This is a genomic window from Chromobacterium indicum (assembly GCF_039708975.1).
GTDB classification, from domain to species: Bacteria; Pseudomonadota; Gammaproteobacteria; order Burkholderiales; family Chromobacteriaceae; genus Chromobacterium; species Chromobacterium piscinae.
The window spans coordinates 269,724-292,114 of record NZ_JAYFSJ010000007.1; the positions used below are offsets into that span (position 1 = coordinate 269,724).

The window sequence follows — 22,391 nt, forward strand, 5'->3', positions numbered from 1 at the left end:
TCATGCAGCGCCGTTGCAGCGGCGATGCGTTAAGCGCTTTTGCGCTGGTATGTCCGGAATTCGGCGGTCGCCTGGTAGGTGTGCCGCCATTTCCTTGCCTTCTCGCTATCGATTTCCTCCTCGTTCATCCCATTCAGTTGTTGCCATTCCGCCCAGCGGGTTTCCGGCGTGGTTGGCACCGCCCAGGTAGGCAATTCCGCGACCGGCTCAGGCATGGCCTGCAGGGGCTCCGGCTCATTCGCCACAGTCACCACGTCCACCGGTTCCAAGGCGCGGGCACGCTGCGCCAGTTGCTCGCGGTTGAAGGTCATAAAACCTGGGATGGTGACGGTGTCGATCTGCTCTAGCGCCGGGGTGCCGTGCAGCTCCTCGCGTACCTCGACCAACTTCGCTTCCAGGCGCTTCTCACGACCGGCCGCGCGTTTCTCGCGGGCGCGGTCGATAACCGATTTCGGCATGTAGTCGCGCTTGTTGGCGTCCAGCTCGGCGGTGCACAGGAAGCGGCCCTCGTCGTCGTAGACCCACACGATGCGCGGGTCGTGGATGTCGTAGCCGACCCGCAGCTGCTCGCCGTGGAACTCCTCCAGGGCACGAGCAAAGTAGCGGTTGCCGAGCAACTCGATTTCGCAGCGGCGCACAGTGCGCAGCATCTGCGGGCGGAATAGCGGGCGGGCCTCATCGTCGGTGACGCGATGCGCCTCGAAACCCTGGGCGACGTGCTGTTCCCAGGCTTCGTTCGGGGTCATGTGGCGACGGCGGCCAGTGGCTTGGTCGGTGATCTTGGGCAGGCTGCGGTGCGGCCGGTCGTTGTACTCGGCCACGCGCTCGTCGCAAAAGGCGATGAAGCGGTCCCATGCCATCAGCGGCATGGCGCTGACTTCCGCTGACTTGATCGCCTTGCGCGACAGCTTGAAGGTGGCCAGCTTGGCCTCGCGGTCCATGTCGTGGCCGATGTAGCCGGCCTGCAGGCTTTTCGCCGCGTTGACCCAAATCGTCTGGTGCAGCCGCTCAATCACGCCGCGCGCCTGGGAGTTGTACGGCAGGCTGTTAACCATTTCGATGCCGAGTCGGGACATGAAGCCGGTCGCGACATCCAGCATCATTTCGTTCTTGTAGCCGGAGCCGTTGTCGACGTAGAACACGGCGGGAATACCATGCCGCAGGCTGGCATCGCGCAGAGCGTCCAGCACCGCCAGCCCACTCTCGGCCAGCGCCACAGACCAGCCGACCACGCGGCGGGTGGCGATGTCGACCATGGAGGTGATCTCCGGGCGGAACGGGCGGCCATGCAGCGGGTGTTGCACCTCGGCGTCGAAGGTGTGGCCGTCGGCGCTGTAGATATCGCCCGGCAGCAGGTTTTCGAAGCCCCGGCGGATGAAAGGCTTGAGTGTCTTCAGCTCACGATCGCCCATGCGGCCGAGTTGTAGGCTGACATTGCCGACCTTCTGCAGGAAGCGGCGGACCTGCCAAACGCTGGGCATTTCCGCCCCTGGCTGGGCTTGCGCCCAATCGGCGGCAAACAAGCGGTATGCATGTTCGACCGTAGGCTTTTCCGGCCGCTGGTAATAGCCCAGGAAGAACGGAGCCCAGGCCGGCACGCTCATATCGCGTTCGCGCCGCTTCGGAGCCAGCATGCCGGCACGCTCGTACTCGACAAAGCGCAGCACGCTGCGAACACTCGGCAGGCCGTCCAGGCTGGGCCGGCCTCGCTCATCGCGCGCCATTTTGAGCATCTTCACCAGCTGTTCGCTGGCAGTGCCCAGGCGGGCCATGTCGAGCAGCGTCGCGGCCGCTTTTTTCAGTGGATACCCGGAGCGCTTCATCAGCATTTCCAGCGCCTGCAGCACGCCGCGCCGCGCGTCGGCTTTCAGGGTCTGCGCCTCGGTTTCGATCAGCGGCAGCTGCTCGGCGCGCCGGGTCGGAAAGGAAGGGGCCGGCATAGCGGCGGCTACGTTTTCAGCCGCCTTTGCTTTGATCGCCGCGACTATCTCGGCGGGCGGGGTGTACTCTCGACGGACTCCGCCTCGGCCGGTGGTTTCGACGAAGGGCCAGGATTCGCGTTCGGCGCGAGCTATCAGCGCCACTTTGGAAGTCGGGAGCCCATGGAGATGTAGTGCCGCAAGTTCCGATGCGCTGTAGTGCGATTTCACGAGAGGCGCGTTCATTTTTCGCCTCGTGCGCTTCGACGAATCTTGCCCATCAAATGGCCAAAGAGCTTTTCGTCCATTTGTCCTTCGATTGCCTTCTGTTTCGCCTTGATATGGCGATCCAGAACAGCCATAGCCCCAAACTCTGCACAAAGTGCCTCATCAGTCGTCAGGACTTTTCTACCCGCTTGATGAGCCATCCATTCCAGAGGCCGAGCGTCTTCGCAGACAGCCATCAGGGCCATCAGGGCATCAACAGGTATTCGACGATCAATCTGACTTGGGGCGCACCACAAATCCAGGTGGGATTTATTGACCGGGCGGGCGAGCTTCTCGCTCATCGCATCTGCTACCCGTTCGCGGGAAAGGCCACGAGCGAAGGCGTCATCAAGTGCGGAAACCAGCATTTGACGAATCCCGGCGTCGTACAGATTTTGGCCTTGGGCTGCGACTACTCCCTCGGGGGTTTCAATCGCGAATACATCAAAGCTGAGCGCTAGCTGTCCTGGTGGATTGCGCGGTCTTCTACTCATAGTGTTCTCCAGTAGTCGTAAGCGTTAAAATTGTCCCGATAGCCTTACACTTGAGATTTACCCTGGTTGCTCCTTTCGCCTCCGATATACTTATGGGCATAACGAGGTCGAATTCGTCGTCCCTCCTGGGTCCATCGTTCGGGCCAAAGTTCGTGCAGGGGGATACCGAGGAACTCGGCAATCGCAACCTCGCCAGAAAACACTGGTCGAGCAAGGGCGTTGCGTATGGTTGAAGGTGGTAGGTCTCTTTGGCGCGCGAGGTCCGACATCGTGGTGCCTTTCTTGCGGATCGCCGCCTTGATATCCTCCTTGTGCCACCCCTTGTGTTTGCTGGCGCTCATGTGGATTCCTTCGTTACCCGGATGCAGCCGGTTTTTTTTGGCGAGAGCTAGTCCCGAACGTCATCTTTAACGAAGATTAAGTGTATTGAAGTGTTAAGTCAAATCTTAACGCTTCGCAGCTCGTTCCTACCCGCATCAACTTCAGTTATTTGCGCTTGGTAGTTGTTTTTAATCAATTGGTTAAGTCGGATGCATGCCAAGCGGGTGAGGATGATCAAAGTGTTGCATTTGCTTAACGGTTTGCCGTGGAGAAGTGTTAGGTGAGGAAGCTATACTCAGCGAGTGAAATCGCAGCAATGCACTTGCCAGGGTTGCCTAAGAGCAAACCTGCGCTGATCGCACGCGCACAAAGTGAAGGTTGGTACTTTGAGGAAAGAAAAGGGCTGGGTGGGACACGAAGAGTCTATGAGGTCCCCACACGCTACCTTGGGGAAGGCGATACCTTGTCTGCAGGTGCTGTGTCATTAGCCGGAACAATTATTGCAGGGTCGTCAGATATCGATCTCTCAAAACTGCAGATGGTCGAGACGGTATTAGATGAAGCATTACGTGCCAGGGGGCTGGAAATCGCCCCCGAACGGCGTGGAGCGGTCGTGGCGTTCTTGTATGACTACGCAATGAAGGGCGGGAACCAGGACGGCATCCTGATGGCGATCAAGGCGCTAGTAGCTTGACGTAGTGGCAAAAGGTACAAGTGCTGCAAAAATGCATACGGTATAGCATGGAACATTTCTAATGCGTATCAGCAGCACATTGAATGCAGGAAGAGGTAGAGGTAGAAGCCTTGCGGCGCTTACTAGATGGCGCGCTCAGGGTTGCAGCGCCGCAGCGCCCGGAGACATTGTCCGGCCTCTCTCTCATCGATACCAACGCTGATGCAGCCAATGACCCGCTATTCGAAGTCATTCGCCCGCTGTTCAATGCCAAAAATGGCGCAAATCTGGTTAAGATTGCGCCATTTTTTATCGCTACCGTGCATTTCTTTTTGGACGACCCCGGCCAGTGGGTAGCCGCGTGGTTATTGGCGTTCCTGGCAAACAAGCGGCCGTCTACCTGGTGACAAACTAACTACCCCCCCACACGCGGCGCGACGGTAGCGCGCCGCTAGTTCCGGCGACTCCTTGAAAATGGCTTTGAAGACGGGGGTTCGCAGCGCTGCTGGGCCGCCTTTTCTTTCGTCCATTTCTTTTGGCGGAGCAAAAGAAATGGACCCGTCAGCCGGGCGGAACCGGCATCTAAACACCGTCCTCGAAGCGAACACCAACAAACATGAAACCAGCATGAAAAAATTGGTCTTTATTTAAATTCAGCCCACTCTATCCACCCACGGCTTCAAAATAAGCGTTCAGCGCCCACGATGGCAAAATAGTATTAATTAAATCATCAATCCATTTTAATTTAAGACCAACATCCCCCAGGGCAAATGCAGCTCTAGAATTTTCTTCATACACAGAAAACCCCCCCGGGGTAATTGCCAAGCAAAAAGCTGGATTATCTACAGAAAGCCCTCGACAAGTTCTAACAAAATCCCCATCAGGACTTACCACCCACTCAGCAAGCCTATTGACATAAATCCTACACCTATTTACAGCCATTGTGACCACATCCGCCGTCGCAGCTGATGTGATGCCCGAGCTCGCCATAACATATACCTTACCACCCAGAATCAATGGAGCGCTTACTCCACTCCTTCTCATTTGATAAATTTCACTCCCCTCCCAAGCCTTGCCTGGTAGCACTCCTTTTAATTGCACCATTCTTTCAGGCCAATTATCGGAAACAATCTCCATTATATCCAAATCTGCATACTCGACACCTCTGAGATGCGAGCGCGCATCAATAAATAAGACTCTGTCCTCTTCAACAATGCAAAGTAAGTGATCCCCCCTCTTTACAAAGTAGTCTCCCACCACCACGTCACCGTCTGAGAGATGGAAGTGCGACACTCCCCAATCGGCCCACAGCCCATCCGTTCTATTAATTTTACGTCGACCACTTGTATCATTAAAGTTTACTAACCCTTGCCCTTGATATGGATTCACATCACCGCCAGCCTCAAATATCCTTATTAGCCTATTTAATCCTGACAATGCCTCATCCGACAGCCCAGAGACAGGAAACTTATCCGACAGAACAACCTTTCTAGGCCAGGGATCTACATAGCGAAGCCTGAAATCCAACCAACGGAGAAGTGGCAAGGAAAGATGATCCACCTCTCTCTCGAACTTCAACGAAAAAGTAGAAATCAGGCTCTGTGAAATTTGATTAAGATTTTCATAAAAAATATTAGCCAGCTCTTCTTGATTTAGAGTACACATACCCCCTCCAAAGAAAAACAGCATAATATTAATACCTAAGAGTCAGAAAATCATCACTCAAACGATAAGAGCTTAACCGCCAAGTATCTATTTCTGGTTTCACAATCCGCAGTTCTGCCTTTGGGAATTCACGAATCCCCCTCTTAACAACTTGCCTCATAGCTCTTCGCGTCGACTTCCTATCCTTTTGACATCCCCAACCAAAATACAACTCCCTAACAGCAAATGTACATGATCCGCCCCCCAGCCATCGATATGAAATGGCCGCTCGCGCCGAGTCCGCCTCACCGCCTCGCGCAGCGCGTCGATATGGTCCACCAGCAAACTTGAGCCTCGATCCAGCAAAGTGAAGTCAGGAAATACGTCCCACCCGGCACCCGCCAGCATCGATAGTTGGGCATGGTCATTCCCCAGAACACCAAAGCCCAAACCATAAGACCACAGACACCCGTTAACCAATCCGCCAAAGGGACGGCGACAAAGTCAGCCACAGGGTTTGCCTGCCCCCCCCCATCAGCGGCAGCGGGCAACGGTGGATCGCCCCTCCGGGGCATCCACCCTACGGCAAATTCCACCCAAGCCGTAACCCACCACGCGCTGCCATCATTGGCACAAACCTCAGGGCGAAATCCCGGCAAAGCCGGGAGTTCCGCCACGATGCGGTCAACGCATCACATACAAAATATCAATCAATTATCCGGGATCCACGGTACAATGCGGGCAACGTCAGATAAAAAAATTAATGTATTATCTGGGATACTTAGTTTATCTCAGAATATCAAACTCGTCGCAATGGAAAATTTCATTATAAAATAGTCCAAGCTCGGCATGAGGTAGCAGCCCCTCCATCATCAGCCGTTAATACCAACCCATCCTGCCGCTCTATCCCAAACTCACTAGCATAACCACTCAAAACTCGGCCAAATGCCCAGTTTATTGGCTGATTTACAAAATACTCACCACTATTAAACAGTCTAATCAGATCGATAGAGTTAAAACTCTGAGATCCTGCCTTACGCATCTTATCTATCTCACCCACAATATCATCAACCTTAATATCAATCTCCGCCAGCCTTTTCACTGCCGCACTCACCAATACATTCTTCTGATCACTCAATCGTAAATTTATTGCCTCAGCCTCCTGCTTACTAATCACATAGCCATCCATCTTACCCATGGCACTTTCAATTGCCACCCGCAGATCGTTTGACAAGGTCTGAATTTGATTAAAAATCACATCATCTATGATTTTATTATGTGCAATAGCATTTCTACACTCGGCCAAATCATTCCACTTATCCCTAAAATCCACACCTAGCAGGTCAGAAAAATAAAGCTCCCAATTGGACAATGTCCTACTTTGCAAATTCTGAAAATCTTCTAAACTCTCACACCCCGCCAACTCCCGCTGAATTTCATTCTTTGTTTTAAATCCAGAAAAATTACTATATATAAAGTCAAGCAAATCCTTAAAATCTACATTAAAAATATCTTGCAACGCAAGTGTTGCATAAGGGGTTCTCCCATCTCTTGAGGCAATTTTATTGCTAATATTATCCGTAACATTAATTTGCCACCATTCGGATCCTATCTTTAATATCATTAATCTACTTATAAAATGCCTTAAAAGATTCTCCACTCTATTGATCTTGGGATAGCAGTCGGCACTCAACCGCTGAGAAACTTCATCCCATACAATATAAACAGATTGAAATTGCCTTTCAAAAACAGAAAGGAAAACCCCTCTAAACGAAGATTCTTCTACTGCATCTCCCGAGCACTCCACACCAAAAACCTTCTCTCCAGCAATATTGACATCACTCGCCACATTAACAATAAAGTCTTTTTCTTCATACTTAAAAGAATTAGACTTACCTTTCCTAACAAAAAGGTGATGAGTAGCAACCAAGCTTTCAATGCCCTCCTTGCTTTGAATCCGCCCTTTTGGACTAGCAATCACCATTAATTTAAAAATCATACCACCCCCAAAAATGACAATGACATTTTTCATGTGAAAAATAAAGCCACCCAAGAGCAGCTTTATTAATAAAATTAAGCTAGCTTAGCCAGCTGCGCCTTAATCTTCTCCAACTTATCGCTAAACTCCGCCACCTGCGCCTTATCGCGCTCAACCAAATGCGCCGGCGCCTTGTCGACATAACCCGGCTTCTCCAGTTTGGCGGTCAGCTTGGTCAGCTCGGCTTCCACCTTGCCCTGCTCTTTCGTCAGGCGCGCGGTTTCCGCGGCTTTGTCCACTTCCACCTTCAGCATCAGGCGCGCTTCGCCGGACATCGCCACCGGCGCGTCGTCTTCCGGCAGCTTGGCCACCAGCGTGCCTTCGGTCAGGCGGGCCAGCAGCTTCAAGTAAGGCACGAAGTCGGCGATGGACGCGTCGGCGGTTTCGATGAACAGCGGGGCCTTGACGGCCGGGCCGATGCCCATTTCACCGCGCAGATTGCGCACTGCGTTGACCATGTCCTTGAAGGCGTCCATGCGGACATTGGCCGCGGCGCTGATCTTGGATTCGTCCGCCACCGGCCACGGGGCCAGCATCAGCGAGTCGGTCTTCTTCGCGTTGGCCAGCGGGGCCACGGTCTGCCACAGCTCTTCGGTGATGAAGGGCATCAGCGGGTGGTTCAGGCGCAGCGCCACTTCCAGCACGCGCACCAGGGTGCGGCGGGTGGCGCGCTGCTGGGCTTCGTTGCCGCCCTGGATCTGCACCTTGGCCAGTTCCACGTACCAGTCGCAGTACTCGTTCCAGATGAATTCGTAGATCACCTGGGCGGCGATGTCGAAGCGGTAGGTTTCCAGCGCGTTGGTGACGTCGATCTCGGCCTGTTGCAGGCGGCCGATGATCCACTGGTCCACAAAGCTGTATTCCAGCGGCAAGCTTTCGTCCTGGCCGCAGTCCTTGCCGTCGACGTTCATCATCACGAAGCGGGTGGCGTTCCACAGCTTGTTGCAGAAGTTGCGGTAGCCTTCGGCGCGCTTGAAGTCGAAGTTGACCGAGCGGCCCAGCGTGGCGTAGCTGGCCATGGTGAAGCGCAGCGCGTCGGTGCCGTAGGCCGGGATGCCTTCCGGGAACAGCTTTTCCGTGGCCTTGGCGATCTGCGGGGCCTTTTCCGGGCGGCGCAGGCCGGTGGTGCGTTTTTCCACCAGCGGCTGCAGCGCGATGCCGTCGATCAGGTCCACCGGGTCGATCACGTTGCCCTCGGACTTGGACATCTTCTTGCCTTCGTGGTCGCGCACCATGCCGTGGATGTAGACATCCTTGAACGGGACCTTGCCGGTGAAGTGCTTGGTCATCATGATCATCCGGGCCACCCAGAAGAAGATGATTTCGTAGCCGGTCACCAGCACGTTGGAGGTGAGGAAGGCTTTCAGATCCGGGGTTTCTTCCGGCCAGCCCAAGGTGGAGAACGGCACCAGCGCGGAGCTGAACCAGGTGTCCAACACGTCCTGCTCGCGGCGCAGCGTCTTGCCGCCGGCTTTGGCCTGGGCTTCTTCCTCGGTGCGGCCGACGTAGATGTTGCCGTCTTCGTCGTACCAGGCCGGGATCTGGTGGCCCCACCACAGCTGGCGGGAAATGCACCAGTCCTGGATGTTCTTCATCCACTGGTTGTAGGTGTTGACCCAGTTTTCCGGCACGAAGCGCACTTCGCCGGATTCCACGGCTTCGATCGCCTTGGCGGCGATCGATTGGCCGGTGGGGTCGCCTTCGCCCACTTTATTCATGGCGACGAACCATTGGTCGGTCAGCAGCGGCTCGATCACGGTGCCGGTGCGGTCGCCGCGCGGCACCATCAGTTTGTGCGGCTTGGTTTCCAGCAGCAGGCCCTGGGCTTGCAGATCGGCCAGCATGGCCTTGCGCGCCTCCTGGGCGGTGAGGCCGGCGTAGGCGGCCGGCAACTCGATCGTGCCTTGGGAGGAACCGTCGAAGCCGAAGATTTGCGCCTTGGCCAGAATCTTGGCTTCCAGGCTCATCACGTTGATCAGCTGGGTGCTGTGGCGCTTGCCCACTTCGTAGTCGTTGAAGTCGTGCGCCGGGGTGATCTTGACGAAGCCGGTGCCGAATTCCTTGTCGACGTAGCTGTCGGCGATCACCGGGATGGTGCGGCCGGTGAGCGGCAGCTCAAGCTGCTTGCCCAGCAGGTGCTGGTAGCGCTCGTCATCCGGGGCGATGGCCACGGCCACGTCGCCCAGCAGGGTTTCCGGACGGGTGGTGGCGACGGTGACGAATTCATCGCTGCCCACAACCGGGTACTTGATGTGCCACATGTGGCCGTCTTCCTCCTCGGATACCACTTCGAGGTCGGAGATGGCGGTGCCCAGCTTGGCGTCCCAGTTGGACAGGCGCTTGCCGCGGTAGATCAGGCCTTGCTCGTACAGGCGGACGAAGACTTCGGTCACCACTTCGGCGCGGACGTCGTCCATGGTGAAGTATTCGCGATCCCAATCCACCGAGCAGCCGACGCGGCGCATCTGGCTGGTGATGGTGCCGCCGGATTTTTCCTTCCATTCCCAGATCTTGCTGGTGAACGCTTCGCGGCCCATGTCGTGGCGGTTCAGGCCTTGGTCAGCCAGCTGGCGCTCAACGACGATCTGGGTGGCGATGCCGGCGTGGTCGGTGCCCGGCACCCACACGGTATTGTTGCCCTTCATCCGGTAGAAGCGGGTCAGGCCATCCATGATGGTCTGGTTGAAGGCGTGGCCCATGTGCAACGTGCCGGTCACATTGGGCGGCGGCAACTGGATGGCGAAGGACGGCTTGGAGGTGTCCATGCTCGGCTTGAAGTAGCCGGCCTGTTCCCAGTGTTGGTACCAGCGGCGCTCGAGGTCGCCCGGTTCGTAGCTTTTGGCAAGTTGTTCCATGGTGCTGAATCTTGGTTTTCTGGATGGAAAAATGGGCCGATTATACCCGGTTTTCGGCCATTCACCGAGACCAGCGCCTCGATGGCGGCGACGCAGGCAACCTCCCGCTGTCCTATCCGGCAGCTTTAATGCCATGCATTTGAAAAGTTTAATGAAAACAGCTTAATCTTTGACTTGCAATGCCAAAGGAATTTCAAAACACCGCAAATTAAGGATTTTGACATGACCCAGCATGATCATCCCGGCTGCGCCTGCTGCTCAATGCCTCATCTGCCTTCGCTGCTCTCCAAGCTCCCCGATCCGCAGCAAGCGCTGCAGGATCTGGAGGCAGCGCTCAAGCAAGCCCTCCCTTCACACGCTCCGGTACGCGCGGTTTTCTGCGGCGGCCCAATCTATACGGTTGCCGCCAATGGCAATCAGCGCGTCGAGGCGCTGGGCATCGCCGACGGCGTCATCGTCGCCACCGGCTCCCTGCAGTTGGTGGAAACCGCGATGGAAGCGCAGATGCCGGGACAGGCCTACGACAGGATAGACCTGGCGGGACGCACCCTGCTGCCCGGCCTCATTGACCCGCATGCCCACGTGCTGCCCAGCGCGCTTTACAGGCACTGGTTGCAGCTGACGCCGTTCAAGGGCCAGCGCCTGGACCCGCAATACAGCTACGAAAGCATCTCTGGACAGATTCGCGAGGCGCTTTCCCAGTCGACCTTGCCGGAAGACTTGCACGGCGATCCCTGGGTGCTGGGTTTCGGCGTCGATCCGTCCTTGATGAAAGAATGGACCGATATCAACGCCCACCTTCTGAACGAATTGAGCGAGCAGACGCCGATCGCCCTGATCAACGCGTCCGGCCACATCGCCTATGCCAATACGCCCGCCTTGCGCAAGGCGAAGCTGCTGAATCCGGACGGCAGCCTGCCGCCGGACAAGGGCGTATTGACCGAGGACCGAGTCAAGGCGCTGCTCGAGGTGATGCCGCTCGTCGTCTGGAAGGACGCTGTGCTCCAGATCCCGAAGGTACTGCAGGATGCGTCGCGAGCCGGCATCACCACCATACTGGACGCGGGAGTGGGCGTATCCGGCTACAAGGTGGAAATCGATCTGCTGAAGCTTACCGCCCACCTGGGACCGCTGCGGATCGCCGCGGCGCTGTTCACGCCGGACAAGGAAAGGATGCAACACTGGAAAGAACTCCAGCTCAAACCAGATCTGGACAATGCCCAGGACAAGCGCTTCGGCCTGAAGGCGATCAAGCTGATATACGACGGATCCAACCAGGGTCTGACCGGCTATCAGAACGAGCCCTATCTGTGCGCCGACGCCCATCCGGTGCCGGACGTTCCGCCCACCGGCCTGCACAATCTCGAACCCGGCGCGCTAGCGGAGCTGATCAAACTGGCCAGCGATGAGCAATGGCCTATCCTGATCCACGCCAACGGCGACCACGCGATGACCGATGTCCTGAATGGTTACGCCGAGTCCCTAGCCCCGGCCTCGGAAGCGACGGACAAAAAACGCCGCCTGCGCATGCGGGTGGAGCACGCCTCGCTGATGGACGACCGCGCAATCGCCAAAATGGCTCGCCTCAAGGTAAGCCCCAGCTTCCTGATCGGCCACGTCGGCTATTGGGGCTATGCCTTCAACAAGACCATCCTGGGGAATCGCCGCGCGCAGTTGCTGGACCGGGCGCAATCCTCCGTTCAGGCCGGCATGCGCGTCAGCCTGCATTCCGATCATTTCGTCTCCCCCTTCGGCCCGCTGCGCATGATGGAGCAGGCCATCTTCCGCACTATGGAAGGAGCGCCGATCAAGGAACGCGCGCCGTTGAATCCGGCGGAATGCCTCAGCCGCGAGCAAGCGCTGCGAGCCGTGACCCTGGATGCCGCGTGGCAGTGCCATATGGACCATCTGGTGGGCTCGCTTGAGCCGGGCAAGCTGGCAGACCTGGTCATTCTGGACCAGAACCCGCTTGACGACGCGGTGACCGATCTGCGCGGCATAGCGATATGCCAAACTTGGCTGAACGGGGCTCCCGTCTATAGCAATCCGGCCCACGGCTAAGCGCGTCCGAACCGCTGGCTGCGGCCTGTCCGGCAACGGACAGGCCGCTTGCTATATTTGAGCATGGAGCCGCTCCTTCGCCGGCCCGCGCCTTGCCGGAGTCCCCATGACCACGCCGCTTGCCCGCGCCACCCGGTGTCTCATCCTGGCTCTAACAACAGCCTGGCCGGCCTGCTCGATAGGCGCAGCCTTGCCCGACGCCGTCTCCCCAGTCTCCGGGCCGCCGGCCCAGACCGGCCGTCATGTGCTCTTGATCGCCTACGACCTGCGCAACGGCGGCATTTCCAAGACCACCCGCAGCTTCCTGAACGCCGCCGGCTATCTGCATTGGCAGGTGAAAGTGGCCGACGCCAAAAGCAGCAACGACGCTGTGCGCGAACAGTTGCTGCTGCAGGCCACGGCCAAGGATATCGCCGGGGTGGCGCTGATCGGCGCCGACAGCGCCGGCTATCATCTGGAGCTGGCCATGCTGAAGCAGATGGGCAAGATCGCGGTGGGCTGGCACGCCGGCAGCGCACCCGGCGCCAACGCCGAGCTGTTCGCCAACATCACCACCGATCCGCTGGCCGTCGCGCAAACCGCGGTGGACTACGCGATAGGCAGCAGCGCGGGGCCGATGGGCGCCGTCATCTTCACCGATTCCCACTTTTCCATCGCCATGCGCAAGGCCCAGGCGATGAAGACGGCGCTGGAGCGCTGCAAACGTTGCAAGGTGCTGGCCGTGCGCGACGTGGACCTGAGCCAGACCGCGCAGATCATCCCCAAGCTGGTGCCGGAGCTGGCGCGGCAATACGGCAAAGCATGGACGCACACCCTCGCCATCAACGACCTCTACTACGACGACATCAACTTCCCGCTGCACCAGGCCGGGCGGGCAGACATCGTCAACATTTCAGCCGGCGACGGCTCCAATTCGGCGATGAACCGCATCCGCGAAGGCATCTCACAGCAAAAGGCCACGGTGGCCGAGCCGTGCAACCAGCAAGGCTGGCAGATGGCCGATGAGCTGAACCGCGGTTTTGCCCGCCAGCCCCCCAGCGGTTTTGTCAGCAAACCGATACTGGTCACGCAGGAGAGGCTGCTGAGCCATGGCCGCGATGGCGATATCGAAGACAACTAGAGCTACCGCCAGGCCTACCTGGGCATCTGGTTCAAAAAGCCCTGATTCCCGGCACATATTCCACTCCGCCGCCCAAGCTCAACGGGTTTGATTGCGCGGCATTCGGCTGATACTGTTAAATGATCCGGGAACAGAACACCGCAATGGACATCTCCCAAAGCCTGGGCATAGAGGGCCTCCCGCCCTCCGCCGCCGCCCTGAATTGCGGCGCGCTTTACCTGGTCGCCTCGCCCGATTCCGGACTGGCCCAGGCGCTGCTGTTCTCCAACCTTCCCTCCACCGGCAGCCAGCCCCTGCTCTGCGTCAGCAGACAGCAACCCGCTCCGCAGCAAGAAACCGTTTGGCTCGACCGCCGCATTCACGCCGGCAACCTGCAACTGCTGTCGCCGCGCCGGCTGCGCAAGCCGTCGCTCCATTTGACAAGCGCCTGCCTGGACGAACTGGCGCGCTGCCGCAAAACCCTGCTGCCGCCCGCCGGCGGCATGACCGTAGCGCTGGACCATGCCGAAGACTATCTGCCGCTGCAGCAACCCGCTTCGGCGCGCCGGGCGTTGCAGGCTTGCGGCGACTGGGCGGCCCGCCACGGCCATGCGCTGCTATTGCTGCTGGACAGCTCCCGGCTGGACGCCGCCGCGCTGGCGACCTTGAGCCAACTGGGCCGCGACTGCGCCGGCATGGCTTACGCCGCGCAGCTGGGCAACGGGCTCTACAGCTGGCAGATCTCGCATTGGCTTGGCGCGCCTCCCAGAGAAACCGCCAGGCTGCGCGTGCTGGAAATGAGCCTACGCCATACGCTGAGCGCGCAAGCGGAAATCGGCGATTGCGACGGGTCCGCCGACAGCGGCGCGGAGCATGCCGCCCGCCTCGCCACTGACGCCTTGCAGGTGCTCGCCACCAGCGCCGCCCTCAGCGGCCATGCGCCGCCAACCCCGCAGTGGCGGACATTCGACGACTTGCCCCGCTTGCTGGAAGCGGCCCGCGACGCGGTGGCCGCCACTGTCCTGCTGGATACCGCCAGCGCCAAGAAAGAGGCGCTGGGCCAGGCAGTCGCGCAACTGCGGCGGCAAAACGGCAAGCTGCTGAAGATCATGGTGCGAGAAGTGGGCAACCGCCGGTTGCGCCAGAACGAGGAACAACTGCTGTTGCGGCTGGGCGCCAACGCCGTGCTGCCGGCGGAACTGCGCTTCGCCAGCCTGGCCGGCATCATCCATTCGCTGCGGCAGGCCGTCTACCAGGGCGGCGGCGTGGAGGCGGAAGACTTGCACGCCGCCAGCCATCCGGAGGCCGACCGCGGCTACCTGCCGCCCGCGCGCTTTGTCGAGATGGTGGAGAACGCCGTGCAGCGCAGCCGCGCCATCGATGTCAGCAATATGTTGATCCAGTTGCAGCCGGCGCTGGGTGCCACGCCGGCCGAACTGCTGGCGCTGGGCCGTTTCCAGCGCGCCGGCGATCTGTGCACCGCCGACCGCGGCCACGCCTATCTGTTTCTGTTCGCCTGCCGCGAAAGCGACGCCGACGCCGCGCTGGGCAATCTGTTCCGCATACCGATAGGCGAAGTTGCCCAGTCGGAAGTCCGCAGCGCCGACTGCGACAGCATCCTGCTGGCGCTGTCGCAACTCGCCCGGCAGCCCGGCTTCGACCAACTGCCGGACCTGAGCCGCCAGTTGTCCGATGAGCCGCACCTGCGCGAGAGCCGGCACGCCTATGCCGCGCCCGTCCTGCAGCGCGCGCCGTTGCGCCGCCACGGCGGCCAGTAAAGGAAAAGCCCATGTTCAACCCCGAACTGAGCCAGTTGCAGTTCATGGTGCTGCTGGCTGCGCTAACCGCCGGCATCGCCGGCTACCAGCTGCGCGCCCGGCTGCTGCCCTGGCTCCGCAGCCTGCTGCTGCGCCGGCTGCGCCATTTCCAGCCCCATCCCTATCTGCAAAAGCTGAGGCGGCGGGACGACGCGCCGCTGGCCCAAAGCCGCCGCGCCGAGCCGTAAACCGACATGAAGCCCAGCCACTCCGCCGCCGCCAGCGCTCCCGAAGCCGCCCCGTCGCTGGGGCTGGGCGCCTGGAGCGTCTATTTCATCGCCAAGCTGCTGCTGTCATGGCAGGGCACGCTCAATCTCCACCCAGCGCCCAACCTCGCCTTCGCGCTGCTGCTGCTGATGCCGGTCTCCGGCAGGATTTGGCTGCGCGTCCGCGCCGCGCTGGCCTGGATCGCGGGCGCAGCCCTGCTTTACCACGACAGCTGGCTGCCATCGCCGGAAATCGCGCTGCAGCAGCTGTCCACGCTCAAAGGCTTCAGTCTGCATTACCTGCTGGATCTGGCCGGCCGGGTATTGTCGCTGCCGCTGCTGACCGGCGCGGTGATCCTGTTATGCGGCTACTGGCTGCTGTCGCGCTATCTGCGCTTGGGGACGTTGGTGGTGATCGCGCTGCTGGGCCTGAGCGGACGCCAGCTGTGGCAGGACCGGCCGCAAGCGCCGGCAAACGCGGCCGTGGACAGCGGCGGCGCCGCGCAAGCCGCGCCCCAGACGCCGGACCAGCAACTGGCGGCCTTCTTCAAGAGCGAAGGCCAACGCATCGTGAAATTCCAGGGGCCGCTGGCCGACCCCGGCTTCGACGTGCTGCTGCTGCATATCTGCTCGCTGGCCTGGGACGACCTGCGCGCGATAGGCATGGACCAGCACCCCTTGCTGAGTCGCTTCGACTTCCTGTTCAGCAACTTCAACTCCGTCACTCCGTACAGCGGCCCGGCCGCGCTGCGCGTGCTGCGCGCCAGTTGCGGCCAGCCCAGGCACAGCGAGCTGTACCAGAGCGCGCCCGGCAATTGCTACCTGTTCCAGGATCTGGCGGCGCTGGGCTTCAAGACCGAGCTGGCGCTGAATCACGACGGCAGCTTCGACGACTTTCTGAAGCAAATCCGCGCCGATGGCCGGCTGAACCAGCCGCCGATGTCGCAGCAGGGTCTGCCGGTCGGCCTGCGCTCTTTCGACAGCAGCCCGATCTATAGCGACTACGCGGTGCTCAATCGCTGGCTGGAGCTGCGCCAGCAAGACAGCAGCGCCCATGTGGCGGCTTACTACAACACCATCAGCCTGCACGACGGCAACACCATCCCCGCCGCGCCGGGGCTGAATACCATGGACAGTTACAAGTACCGCGCCAACCGGCTGTTTTCCGACCTGGCCCAGTTCATCGACCAGCTGGAAAAGAGTCATCGCAAGCTGATCCTGGTGATGGTGCCGGAACACGGCGCGGCCTTGCGCGGCGACAAGCAACAGTTCAGCGGCTTGCGCGAGATTCCCACGCCGCGCATCACCATCGTGCCGGCGGCGATCAAGGTGATAGGCGGCCAGGGCCATCCCAGCCAGATGCGGATAGACCAGCCCAGCAGCTACCTGGCGATATCCAGCATCCTGTCGCGGATGATGAACAAGAGCCCATTCGGCGCCGACTACCAACCTGCCGACTTCGGCCGCGACCTCCCCGCCACGCCCTATGTGTCGGAAAGCGCCAGCTCCATCGTGATGCAGAGCGGCAAACGCTTCCTGCTGCAACAGGACGGCGGCGGCTGGACCGAATATCCGGTGCAATAAGCGCCGCCTCACCGGGAACCAACGAGCGGAGAGACGCCGCCTGAGAAGTGGTTAAGGACGAACTGGCGGTTGCGGCCAGGGCGCCGGCAGTCCGTCCTGGCCAGCCTGCGGGCTTGCAGACGCCGGGGCGTTCGGCGCGGCGCTCGCAGCCGCGCCCGGCTCCTGCCAAGGAGAATCCGCCACCTGGCGCGAGCCGGACTTCAATCTCAGCAGATTGGCGCGGATATCCTCCCGGTCCGGCGCGATGCGCGCGCCGCGCTCCAGCAGCACGGCGGCGCTGTCCGAGTCGCCCATTTTCAGCAATTGCAGCGCCAGCCGGTTGATGGCCTCCGGCTGATAGGGGTGCTGCCAGTACCAGGCGCGCGCTGCGCCCAGTTCCGTCTTGTCGGCCGTCGCCGCGCACGCCGATAAGGACAGAGCGATGGCCAGGCAATGCGTAATCGGTTTGAAGCTCACGCCACCCTCCTCAGAAACTCGAATACGGCTGCAACGGCTCCACCGGGAACGGCAGCGTCAACGACGCGCCGTCCGGCTGGTAGCGCAGGTAGAACAACGCCCGGCCCGGCTGGTAATACTGCGAATGCTGGTATTCCAGCATGCCGCCCAGCGCCAGCCGCGGCGTCATCTGGTATTCGAACGCCCCGCTCAGCGATACCCCCCAGCCTGGGCCGGCGCTCGCGCTGACATAGGGATTGCCAGCCTGCGCCTGCAAATCCGGCCGGGTGGGATAAAACGGCTCCGCCGCCTCCCGCGCGCTGGACACGGAAACCGAGGCCCGCCCCGTCCAGCTCCAGCGCTCGTTGCGCGCCGCGTAGCCCAGCGGGATGGACAGCGAGTTGTAGCGCTGCGGGCTGTAATAGCCGCCCTGGCCGAAGGTGAACTCGCCCAGGTTTTTCTGGAACCAGAAATTGATGCTGTTCACGCCCAGCGTCAGTTGCCGGGCCGGCTCTTTCAGCAAACGCCAGTAGACGCCGCCCATGACAGTAACCTTGCGGTTGTCGGCCACGTTCTCGCCGGTCAGCTGCTGGTAGGCGAAATTGGACCACACGCCGAAGCGTCCGCCCTTGTCGTAGCCCAGGCTGCCGCCGACGCCGGTGGCCACCACGCCGCCCCAGGTCTGTCCGGTATAGGCGTCTCGTACGCCGGCGTAGCTGAGCAAGGAGCTGGTCACCGGCCGGCGGGAGGCTTCCAGTTTGTAGTTGAGGATGGAAACGCTGTCCGAATAGCGGAAGCCGCCTATCACATTGGACACCGGGAAGTTTTGCGGCGTGCTGCCAATATCCACCCGCCACTGCTCGTTCTGGTAGCCCAAGCCCAAATCCACGCCTTGCGCGCTTTGCGCGCCGAACCGCCCGGCGCAGCTCTGGACGCTGTTGCCGGCCAAAGCTGCGCACGCGGCGACGGAGCCGAAGCGCTGCAAGGCGTAATCATTGCCCGCGCTGTTATCCAAAGAGCCGGCGCGGATGCTGGCCGCGTCGGCGCGCAGAAAATACTTGCCCTCGCGCGGAGCCGGCAGCTCCACCAGCAGCGGCGCCTGCCACATCCTCATTTGCGACTGGCCCGGCGTGCCGTTTTCAGCGCTGCGGTAGGTCAGATCCAGGCCCTGCCAGATCTTGACGCTGCGCGCGTCCAGCAGCTCGGCGTACTCCTCATGCAGGCTTTCCTGCTGTGCCGGCTCCGCAGGAACCGGCCGCAGCGGCTGCCGGTGGCCGGCATCGACGGCGGACGCCATGGCCGAAGCCGGCGCGAAACCGGCGCGATACCAGGCCAGCGCCTGTTCCGGCTGGTCTTTCTGCCGCGCGCGCCGCGCCGCCTGCCCCATCAGGCCGGGGCTCTTGACGTTCTGCGCCAGCAGGCTGGATATCTCGCGGTCCAGCCTGCCGGTGTCGCCGACATCGCCCAAGCGGGTCATGACCCTCAATCGGAAGTCCAGGCTGCGCCCAGGCTTGTCCTGCAATAGCTGGTCTATGCCCTGCCCGGCCAACTCGCGGTCGCCGGTCTTGATGTACAGATCCACCAATTGCAGCTGGGCCTCGTCGTCGTCCGGCTTCCCGCTCAGCACCTGCCGCAAGCGCTCGCGGGCGGCATTCCAGCGCCCGGCCTCCATATCGTAGTCGGCCAGCCGGCGCTGCAAGCGCGCGTCTTGCGGCGCGTTCGCCAAAGCCTGGCTGAGGATGGCCTGCGCGCCGGCGTCATCACTGGACTGCCGCGCCCTGTCGGCCTGGGCCACAGCCAGCGCGGTCTGCAATTCGGCCAGCTTCCGCTTCTGCTCCTCGCTCATGTCCTGCCGGGTTTGGCCCGCCGCAGCCAGCAGCGGCTCGGCCGCCGCGGCGTCGTCCAGGTCCAGCAGCAGGTCGGCGTAGGCCAGTTCGTTGTCCGTGGATGGCTGATCCAGATACTGCGACAGCAGCAACTGGCGCGCATGGTCGGCTTCGCCCGCCCGCAGCCAGGCCTGCGCCAACTCGGAGAGCCGCTCCGGATCGCCCTGCATCCGGCGCTCCGCGTCCTGCAAGCCGCGCCGCGCCTCCTCCGCGTGGCCCAAAGCCAGCTGGGCGTCGGCCAGACGCATGGTTTCGCGCAGCCAGACGCGGCGCTGCAGCTCCGCCATGCCCTCGCTGCGCGCAGGCTGGGGAACCCGCTGCAAAGTGGCCAGCGCCGCGCGGTCTTCATCCCGCTTGGCCTGGAACAAGGCGTAGGCGTACAAGCTTTCCGGGCTGGCGGCCGGCGCGTCGGCCAACTGGCGCAGAACGGCCCCGCCTTTATCGGCGTCCCCTGCCGCCAGCCAGGCATTGGCCAAGGCAAAGCGGTTCCAGACGTTCTGCGGCTGCAAATCCACCGCGCGCTGCAAATGCGGCAGCGCCTGCGGCAACTGTCCCTGAGCCAGCAAGCGGTCGCCCAGCTCGCGCTCCACTTCGGCGCGGGCGGACAGATACGAGGCGCCCAGCGCGCGCTGCTGCTTCTGCGGCAAGGCGAGCAGCATCTGGTCGGCCTCGGCGTACTGGCCGGCGTCCAGATAGCCGCGCAGCAGGCCGGCCAACGCCTGCCCGCTGTCAGGTTTCTTGTCCAGCGCCTGGCGGTAGAGCCGCCGCGCTTGATCCGCGCGCTTTTGCCCCGTCTGCCATTCCGCGTCGGCCAGCAGCACATCGACGCTGGCCGGCTGCGACTTGCCAGCCCGGTCCAACAAGGCGCGCGCCGCCTGCCATTGTCCGGCCTGCATCGCGTCCCGGGCCTGCGCCAATGTTTCCGCCAGTTGCGCGTCGGCGACGCGGCGCTTCCAAGCGCCGTCGCCCGCCTGCCCGGCCTGCCGATAGCTGGCCGCCGCGTCGGCGTAACGGCCCTGTTTCTCGCGCAGGCGGCCCAGGCTCTTCAGATACTGCGGTTGATTGCCATAGCGGCCGGCCGCCAGTTGCAGGCTCTTTTCCGCCGCGGCCAGCTGGTTGGCGTCCAGTTGCTTGTCGGCCGCCAGCAGGGCCCGATAGGCCGGATCGGCCAGCAGCTCGCGCTGTTTGCGCCTGCCCTCCTGCAAGGCGTCCAACCGGGCACGCATCTGCTCATCGTCCGGCACCGCCTGCAGATAAGCGAGATAGGCGTCCTGAGGCATATCCGCCTGCTGCAAGGCCCTGCGCCACAGGCTCAGCGCCTCGTTGCGGCTGTCAGCGAACTGGCTCAGCGCCTTCAGCTCGGCGAAGCCCTGCTGCGGAAGCGGCGGACGCAGCAATTGGATGCCGATCAGCGTCAGCCGGTTTCTATGATTGGACGGGCTTTGCTGGATCAACTTCTTCAACGCGGCCACACTGCGCGCCCAGCCGCCATTCGGCAGCCGCGCCACCAGTTGCCAGTACTCCAGCTCCAGCGCCCCTGACGGCGGCGGCCCTTGGTAGAGCGCATTGAAGGCGGCGTAAGCCTGCTCGTACTTGCCGCTGTTGAACAGCGAGCGCGCGGTCAACAGCTTGTTGCGATCCGGCCCCATCACCCGGCGCAGCTGCTCGACGCGGGCGATGCCGGGATAGCCGGGGTACAGTTTGCGCAATTGCGCCAGCGTCTTCTGCGCTTCCGGGTCCTGGCGCTGCTGCACTTGCACCAGCGCCTGCAAAGTCAGCGCCTCCGCCTTGTCCTGCGGCTTGGCGGCGTGGATGCGCTGCAATTTGTCCAATGCCTGCTGCGCCTCCAGCGGCCTGCCCAGCGATTGCCACAGCCTGGCCTGTTCCAACAACGCCTGGACCGGGTCCACCGCCGCGGGCGCGGCGTGCAGGGCCCCGCTCAGTCCCAGCGCCAGCAAGGCGCTCAGGATGGCGCGCATGCTCCCTCCCAGGCGGGGACAAGCTCGCCGTTGGCTTTGAAGCGATAGCGCGCCTGCTGCCATCCTTGGCCGAACAAAGTCAGCACGTGGTCGTAATAGGCGTCGGGCCGCTCGGACAGCGGCATCGCCTCGACGCGCAGCAACTGCGTCTGCAAAGCCGCCTGATCGCCCTGCGCCTGCAGAAAAGGCAGCAGCGCCATCGAGAAGCCTATCGGCCCCGAACCCTGAACCTTGCCGTCGCGGGTATCCACCGTTTCCGGCGGCAGGCCGGCCTTGGCTACCTGCCGCGCCATCGGCTTGAGCCTGGCCAGCAAGGCCGCGCGCTCCGGCGCGTCCGGCGCCAGCATGCCGGCCCACAGATAGACGCGGATGGCGTTGTAGCTGCCGGACGCCTTGCTGGCGTCGTCGGCGACGAAGCCGTTGCGGTAGCCGATCCAGTCCGGCGCGAAGCCCGCCGGCGCGCTTTCCAGCAGCACGCGCTGCGACGTGCCGCGCAGCGCGGCCCAGTTGGAGCCGGGCAAGGCGTGCGCCATGCGGGCCATCAGCTGCGGCGGCAGATAGCTGGGATTGAGCCGGGTCAGCCCCGGCTTGCTGAAGCCGTAACGACCGGGCAACAGGGTCGGCCCCAGGCCGGGCAGGTCCGTCGTTTCCTCGCGCGCGATGCGCAGGGCCAGCAGCTTGCCCAGCGCGGTATAGCGCGGCTCGCGCCACAGCCGGCCGGCCTCCAGCAGGTCATAGGCGATCCACAGGTCGGAATCGGACGCGCTGTTGTCATCCATCACGCCCCACTGGCCGTCCGGGCGCTTGCCCCATTGCCAGGCCGGCAGCCTGGCGCTGAAGTCGCCGCCGGCCAGATTGTCGCGCGTCCACTGCAGCAACTTGTCGAACGCCGGCCTGTCGTTGGCCGCCAACGCGAAGAACAGCGCGTAGCTCTGTCCTTCCGAGGTGGTGGGCTGGCCGTCGGCGCTGCGGTCCAGCACCCTGCCGCCATCGGAAACGAAATGCCGGCGGAAGTCCTGCCAGGCCGGCCAGCCGTCGCACGGCGCCGCCTGGGCCGAGACGAAAACCAGCGCGGACAGCGCCACCAGACACACGCGTTGCAGCGCGCCCATC

At 61.6% G+C, this 22,391-nt stretch carries 16 protein-coding genes; 7 read left to right on the forward strand and 9 right to left on the reverse strand.

From position 1 onward, the window contains the following. Positions 1-29 precede the first annotated feature (29 nt). Genes VA599_RS11770 through VA599_RS11780 form a run of 3 tightly spaced genes read right to left on the reverse strand, consistent with a single transcriptional unit; the run spans position 30 to position 3,021 of the window. A complete protein-coding gene (locus tag VA599_RS11770; protein ID WP_346788703.1) occupies positions 30-2,165 on the reverse strand; it encodes a Mu transposase C-terminal domain-containing protein in 2,136 nt (711 codons plus the stop codon). Then, the gene (locus tag VA599_RS11775) at positions 2,162-2,680 is read right to left on the reverse strand and encodes a hypothetical protein (RefSeq protein ID WP_131825877.1); all 519 of its coding nucleotides are present in this window, start codon (positions 2,678-2,680) and stop codon (positions 2,162-2,164) included. Before VA599_RS11775 ends, VA599_RS11770 begins: the two co-directional genes overlap by 4 nt. 44 nt (positions 2,681-2,724) lie before the next feature. Then, positions 2,725-3,021: a helix-turn-helix domain-containing protein gene (locus VA599_RS11780; RefSeq protein WP_021476434.1), complete on the reverse strand. Its 297-nt coding sequence runs from the start codon at positions 3,019-3,021 to the stop codon at positions 2,725-2,727. 260 nt (positions 3,022-3,281) lie between these two features. On the opposite strand from VA599_RS11780, the gene VA599_RS11785 reads away from it, so the two are divergent. Next, a complete protein-coding gene (locus tag VA599_RS11785; protein WP_152526874.1) occupies positions 3,282-3,695 on the forward strand; it encodes a hypothetical protein in 414 nt (137 codons plus the stop codon). A gap of 83 nt (positions 3,696-3,778) precedes the next feature. Beyond that, complete coding sequence (locus VA599_RS11790) at positions 3,779-4,081, forward strand: hypothetical protein (RefSeq protein WP_346788704.1); 303 nt, start codon at positions 3,779-3,781, stop codon at positions 4,079-4,081. A 256-nt stretch (positions 4,082-4,337) separates the two neighbouring features. Here VA599_RS11790 and VA599_RS11795 read toward each other — a convergent pair whose 3' ends face one another. The 3 genes from VA599_RS11795 to VA599_RS11805 form a co-directional block, all read right to left on the reverse strand. After that, positions 4,338-5,363: a hypothetical protein gene (locus tag VA599_RS11795; protein ID WP_346788705.1), complete on the reverse strand. Its 1,026-nt coding sequence runs from the start codon at positions 5,361-5,363 to the stop codon at positions 4,338-4,340. Positions 5,364-6,144: 781 nt separating this feature from the next. Further along, the gene (locus VA599_RS11800) at positions 6,145-7,350 is read right to left on the reverse strand and encodes a hypothetical protein (protein WP_346788706.1); all 1,206 of its coding nucleotides are present in this window, start codon (positions 7,348-7,350) and stop codon (positions 6,145-6,147) included. A 41-nt stretch (positions 7,351-7,391) separates the two neighbouring features. Continuing rightward, entirely contained in the window at positions 7,392-10,211 is a 2,820-nt protein-coding gene (locus VA599_RS11805) for a valine--tRNA ligase (protein WP_346788707.1), read from the reverse strand. A 222-nt stretch (positions 10,212-10,433) separates the two neighbouring features. Between VA599_RS11805 and VA599_RS11810 the strand changes: the two genes are divergently transcribed. The 5 genes from VA599_RS11810 (at position 10,434) to bcsG (ending at position 16,978) form a co-directional block, all read left to right on the forward strand. Continuing rightward, positions 10,434-12,272 (forward strand): amidohydrolase, encoded by a 1,839-nt coding sequence (locus VA599_RS11810; protein WP_346788708.1) that lies wholly within the window; start codon positions 10,434-10,436, stop codon positions 12,270-12,272. 106 nt (positions 12,273-12,378) lie between these two features. Further along, entirely contained in the window at positions 12,379-13,392 is a 1,014-nt protein-coding gene (locus VA599_RS11815) for a type 1 periplasmic-binding domain-containing protein (RefSeq protein ID WP_346788709.1), read from the forward strand. Between the two features lie 143 nt (positions 13,393-13,535). After that, entirely contained in the window at positions 13,536-15,149 is a 1,614-nt protein-coding gene (gene bcsE / locus VA599_RS11820; RefSeq protein ID WP_346788710.1) for a cellulose biosynthesis protein BcsE, read from the forward strand. A gap of 11 nt (positions 15,150-15,160) precedes the next feature. Then, complete coding sequence (locus VA599_RS11825) at positions 15,161-15,376, forward strand: hypothetical protein (RefSeq protein WP_346788711.1); 216 nt, start codon at positions 15,161-15,163, stop codon at positions 15,374-15,376. 6 nt (positions 15,377-15,382) lie between these two features. After that, positions 15,383-16,978 (forward strand): cellulose biosynthesis protein BcsG, encoded by a 1,596-nt coding sequence (bcsG, locus tag VA599_RS11830; RefSeq protein ID WP_346788712.1) that lies wholly within the window; start codon positions 15,383-15,385, stop codon positions 16,976-16,978. Positions 16,979-17,029: 51 nt separating this feature from the next. On the opposite strand, the gene VA599_RS11835 is transcribed toward bcsG, so the two are convergent. The 3 genes from VA599_RS11835 to bcsZ are packed head-to-tail and all read right to left on the reverse strand — an operon-like array spanning position 17,030 to position 22,390. Then, on the reverse strand, positions 17,030-17,434 hold the full coding sequence (locus tag VA599_RS11835; RefSeq protein WP_346788713.1) for a hypothetical protein: 405 nt from the start codon (positions 17,432-17,434) through the stop codon (positions 17,030-17,032). A gap of 10 nt (positions 17,435-17,444) precedes the next feature. Further along, positions 17,445-21,278 (reverse strand): cellulose synthase subunit BcsC-related outer membrane protein, encoded by a 3,834-nt coding sequence (locus VA599_RS11840; RefSeq protein WP_346788714.1) that lies wholly within the window; start codon positions 21,276-21,278, stop codon positions 17,445-17,447. Continuing rightward, on the reverse strand, positions 21,263-22,390 hold the full coding sequence (gene bcsZ / locus VA599_RS11845; protein ID WP_346788715.1) for a cellulose synthase complex periplasmic endoglucanase BcsZ: 1,128 nt from the start codon (positions 22,388-22,390) through the stop codon (positions 21,263-21,265). Before bcsZ ends, VA599_RS11840 begins: the two co-directional genes overlap by 16 nt. Position 22,391: the final 1 nt, after the last annotated feature.

Bases quoted from the DNA above. Each gene is read 5' to 3' on its own strand.
- VA599_RS11770 (WP_346788703.1), bottom strand. From the start codon at position 2,165: ATGAACGCGCCTCTCGTGAAATCGCACTACAGCGCATCGGAACTTGCG.
- VA599_RS11775 (WP_131825877.1), bottom strand. From the start codon at position 2,680: ATGAGTAGAAGACCGCGCAATCCACCAGGACAGCTAGCGCTCAGCTTT.
- VA599_RS11780 (WP_021476434.1), bottom strand. From the start codon at position 3,021: ATGAGCGCCAGCAAACACAAGGGGTGGCACAAGGAGGATATCAAGGCG.
- VA599_RS11790 (WP_346788704.1), top strand. From the start codon at position 3,779: ATGCAGGAAGAGGTAGAGGTAGAAGCCTTGCGGCGCTTACTAGATGGC.
- VA599_RS11795 (WP_346788705.1), bottom strand. From the start codon at position 5,363: ATGCTGTTTTTCTTTGGAGGGGGTATGTGTACTCTAAATCAAGAAGAG.
- VA599_RS11800 (WP_346788706.1), bottom strand. From the start codon at position 7,350: ATGAAAAATGTCATTGTCATTTTTGGGGGTGGTATGATTTTTAAATTA.
- VA599_RS11805 (WP_346788707.1), bottom strand. From the start codon at position 10,211: ATGGAACAACTTGCCAAAAGCTACGAACCGGGCGACCTCGAGCGCCGC.
- VA599_RS11810 (WP_346788708.1), top strand. From the start codon at position 10,434: ATGACCCAGCATGATCATCCCGGCTGCGCCTGCTGCTCAATGCCTCAT.
- VA599_RS11815 (WP_346788709.1), top strand. From the start codon at position 12,379: ATGACCACGCCGCTTGCCCGCGCCACCCGGTGTCTCATCCTGGCTCTA.
- bcsE (WP_346788710.1), top strand. From the start codon at position 13,536: ATGGACATCTCCCAAAGCCTGGGCATAGAGGGCCTCCCGCCCTCCGCC.
- VA599_RS11825 (WP_346788711.1), top strand. From the start codon at position 15,161: ATGTTCAACCCCGAACTGAGCCAGTTGCAGTTCATGGTGCTGCTGGCT.
- bcsG (WP_346788712.1), top strand. From the start codon at position 15,383: ATGAAGCCCAGCCACTCCGCCGCCGCCAGCGCTCCCGAAGCCGCCCCG.
- VA599_RS11840 (WP_346788714.1), bottom strand. From the start codon at position 21,278: ATGCGCGCCATCCTGAGCGCCTTGCTGGCGCTGGGACTGAGCGGGGCC.
- bcsZ (WP_346788715.1), bottom strand. From the start codon at position 22,390: ATGGGCGCGCTGCAACGCGTGTGTCTGGTGGCGCTGTCCGCGCTGGTT.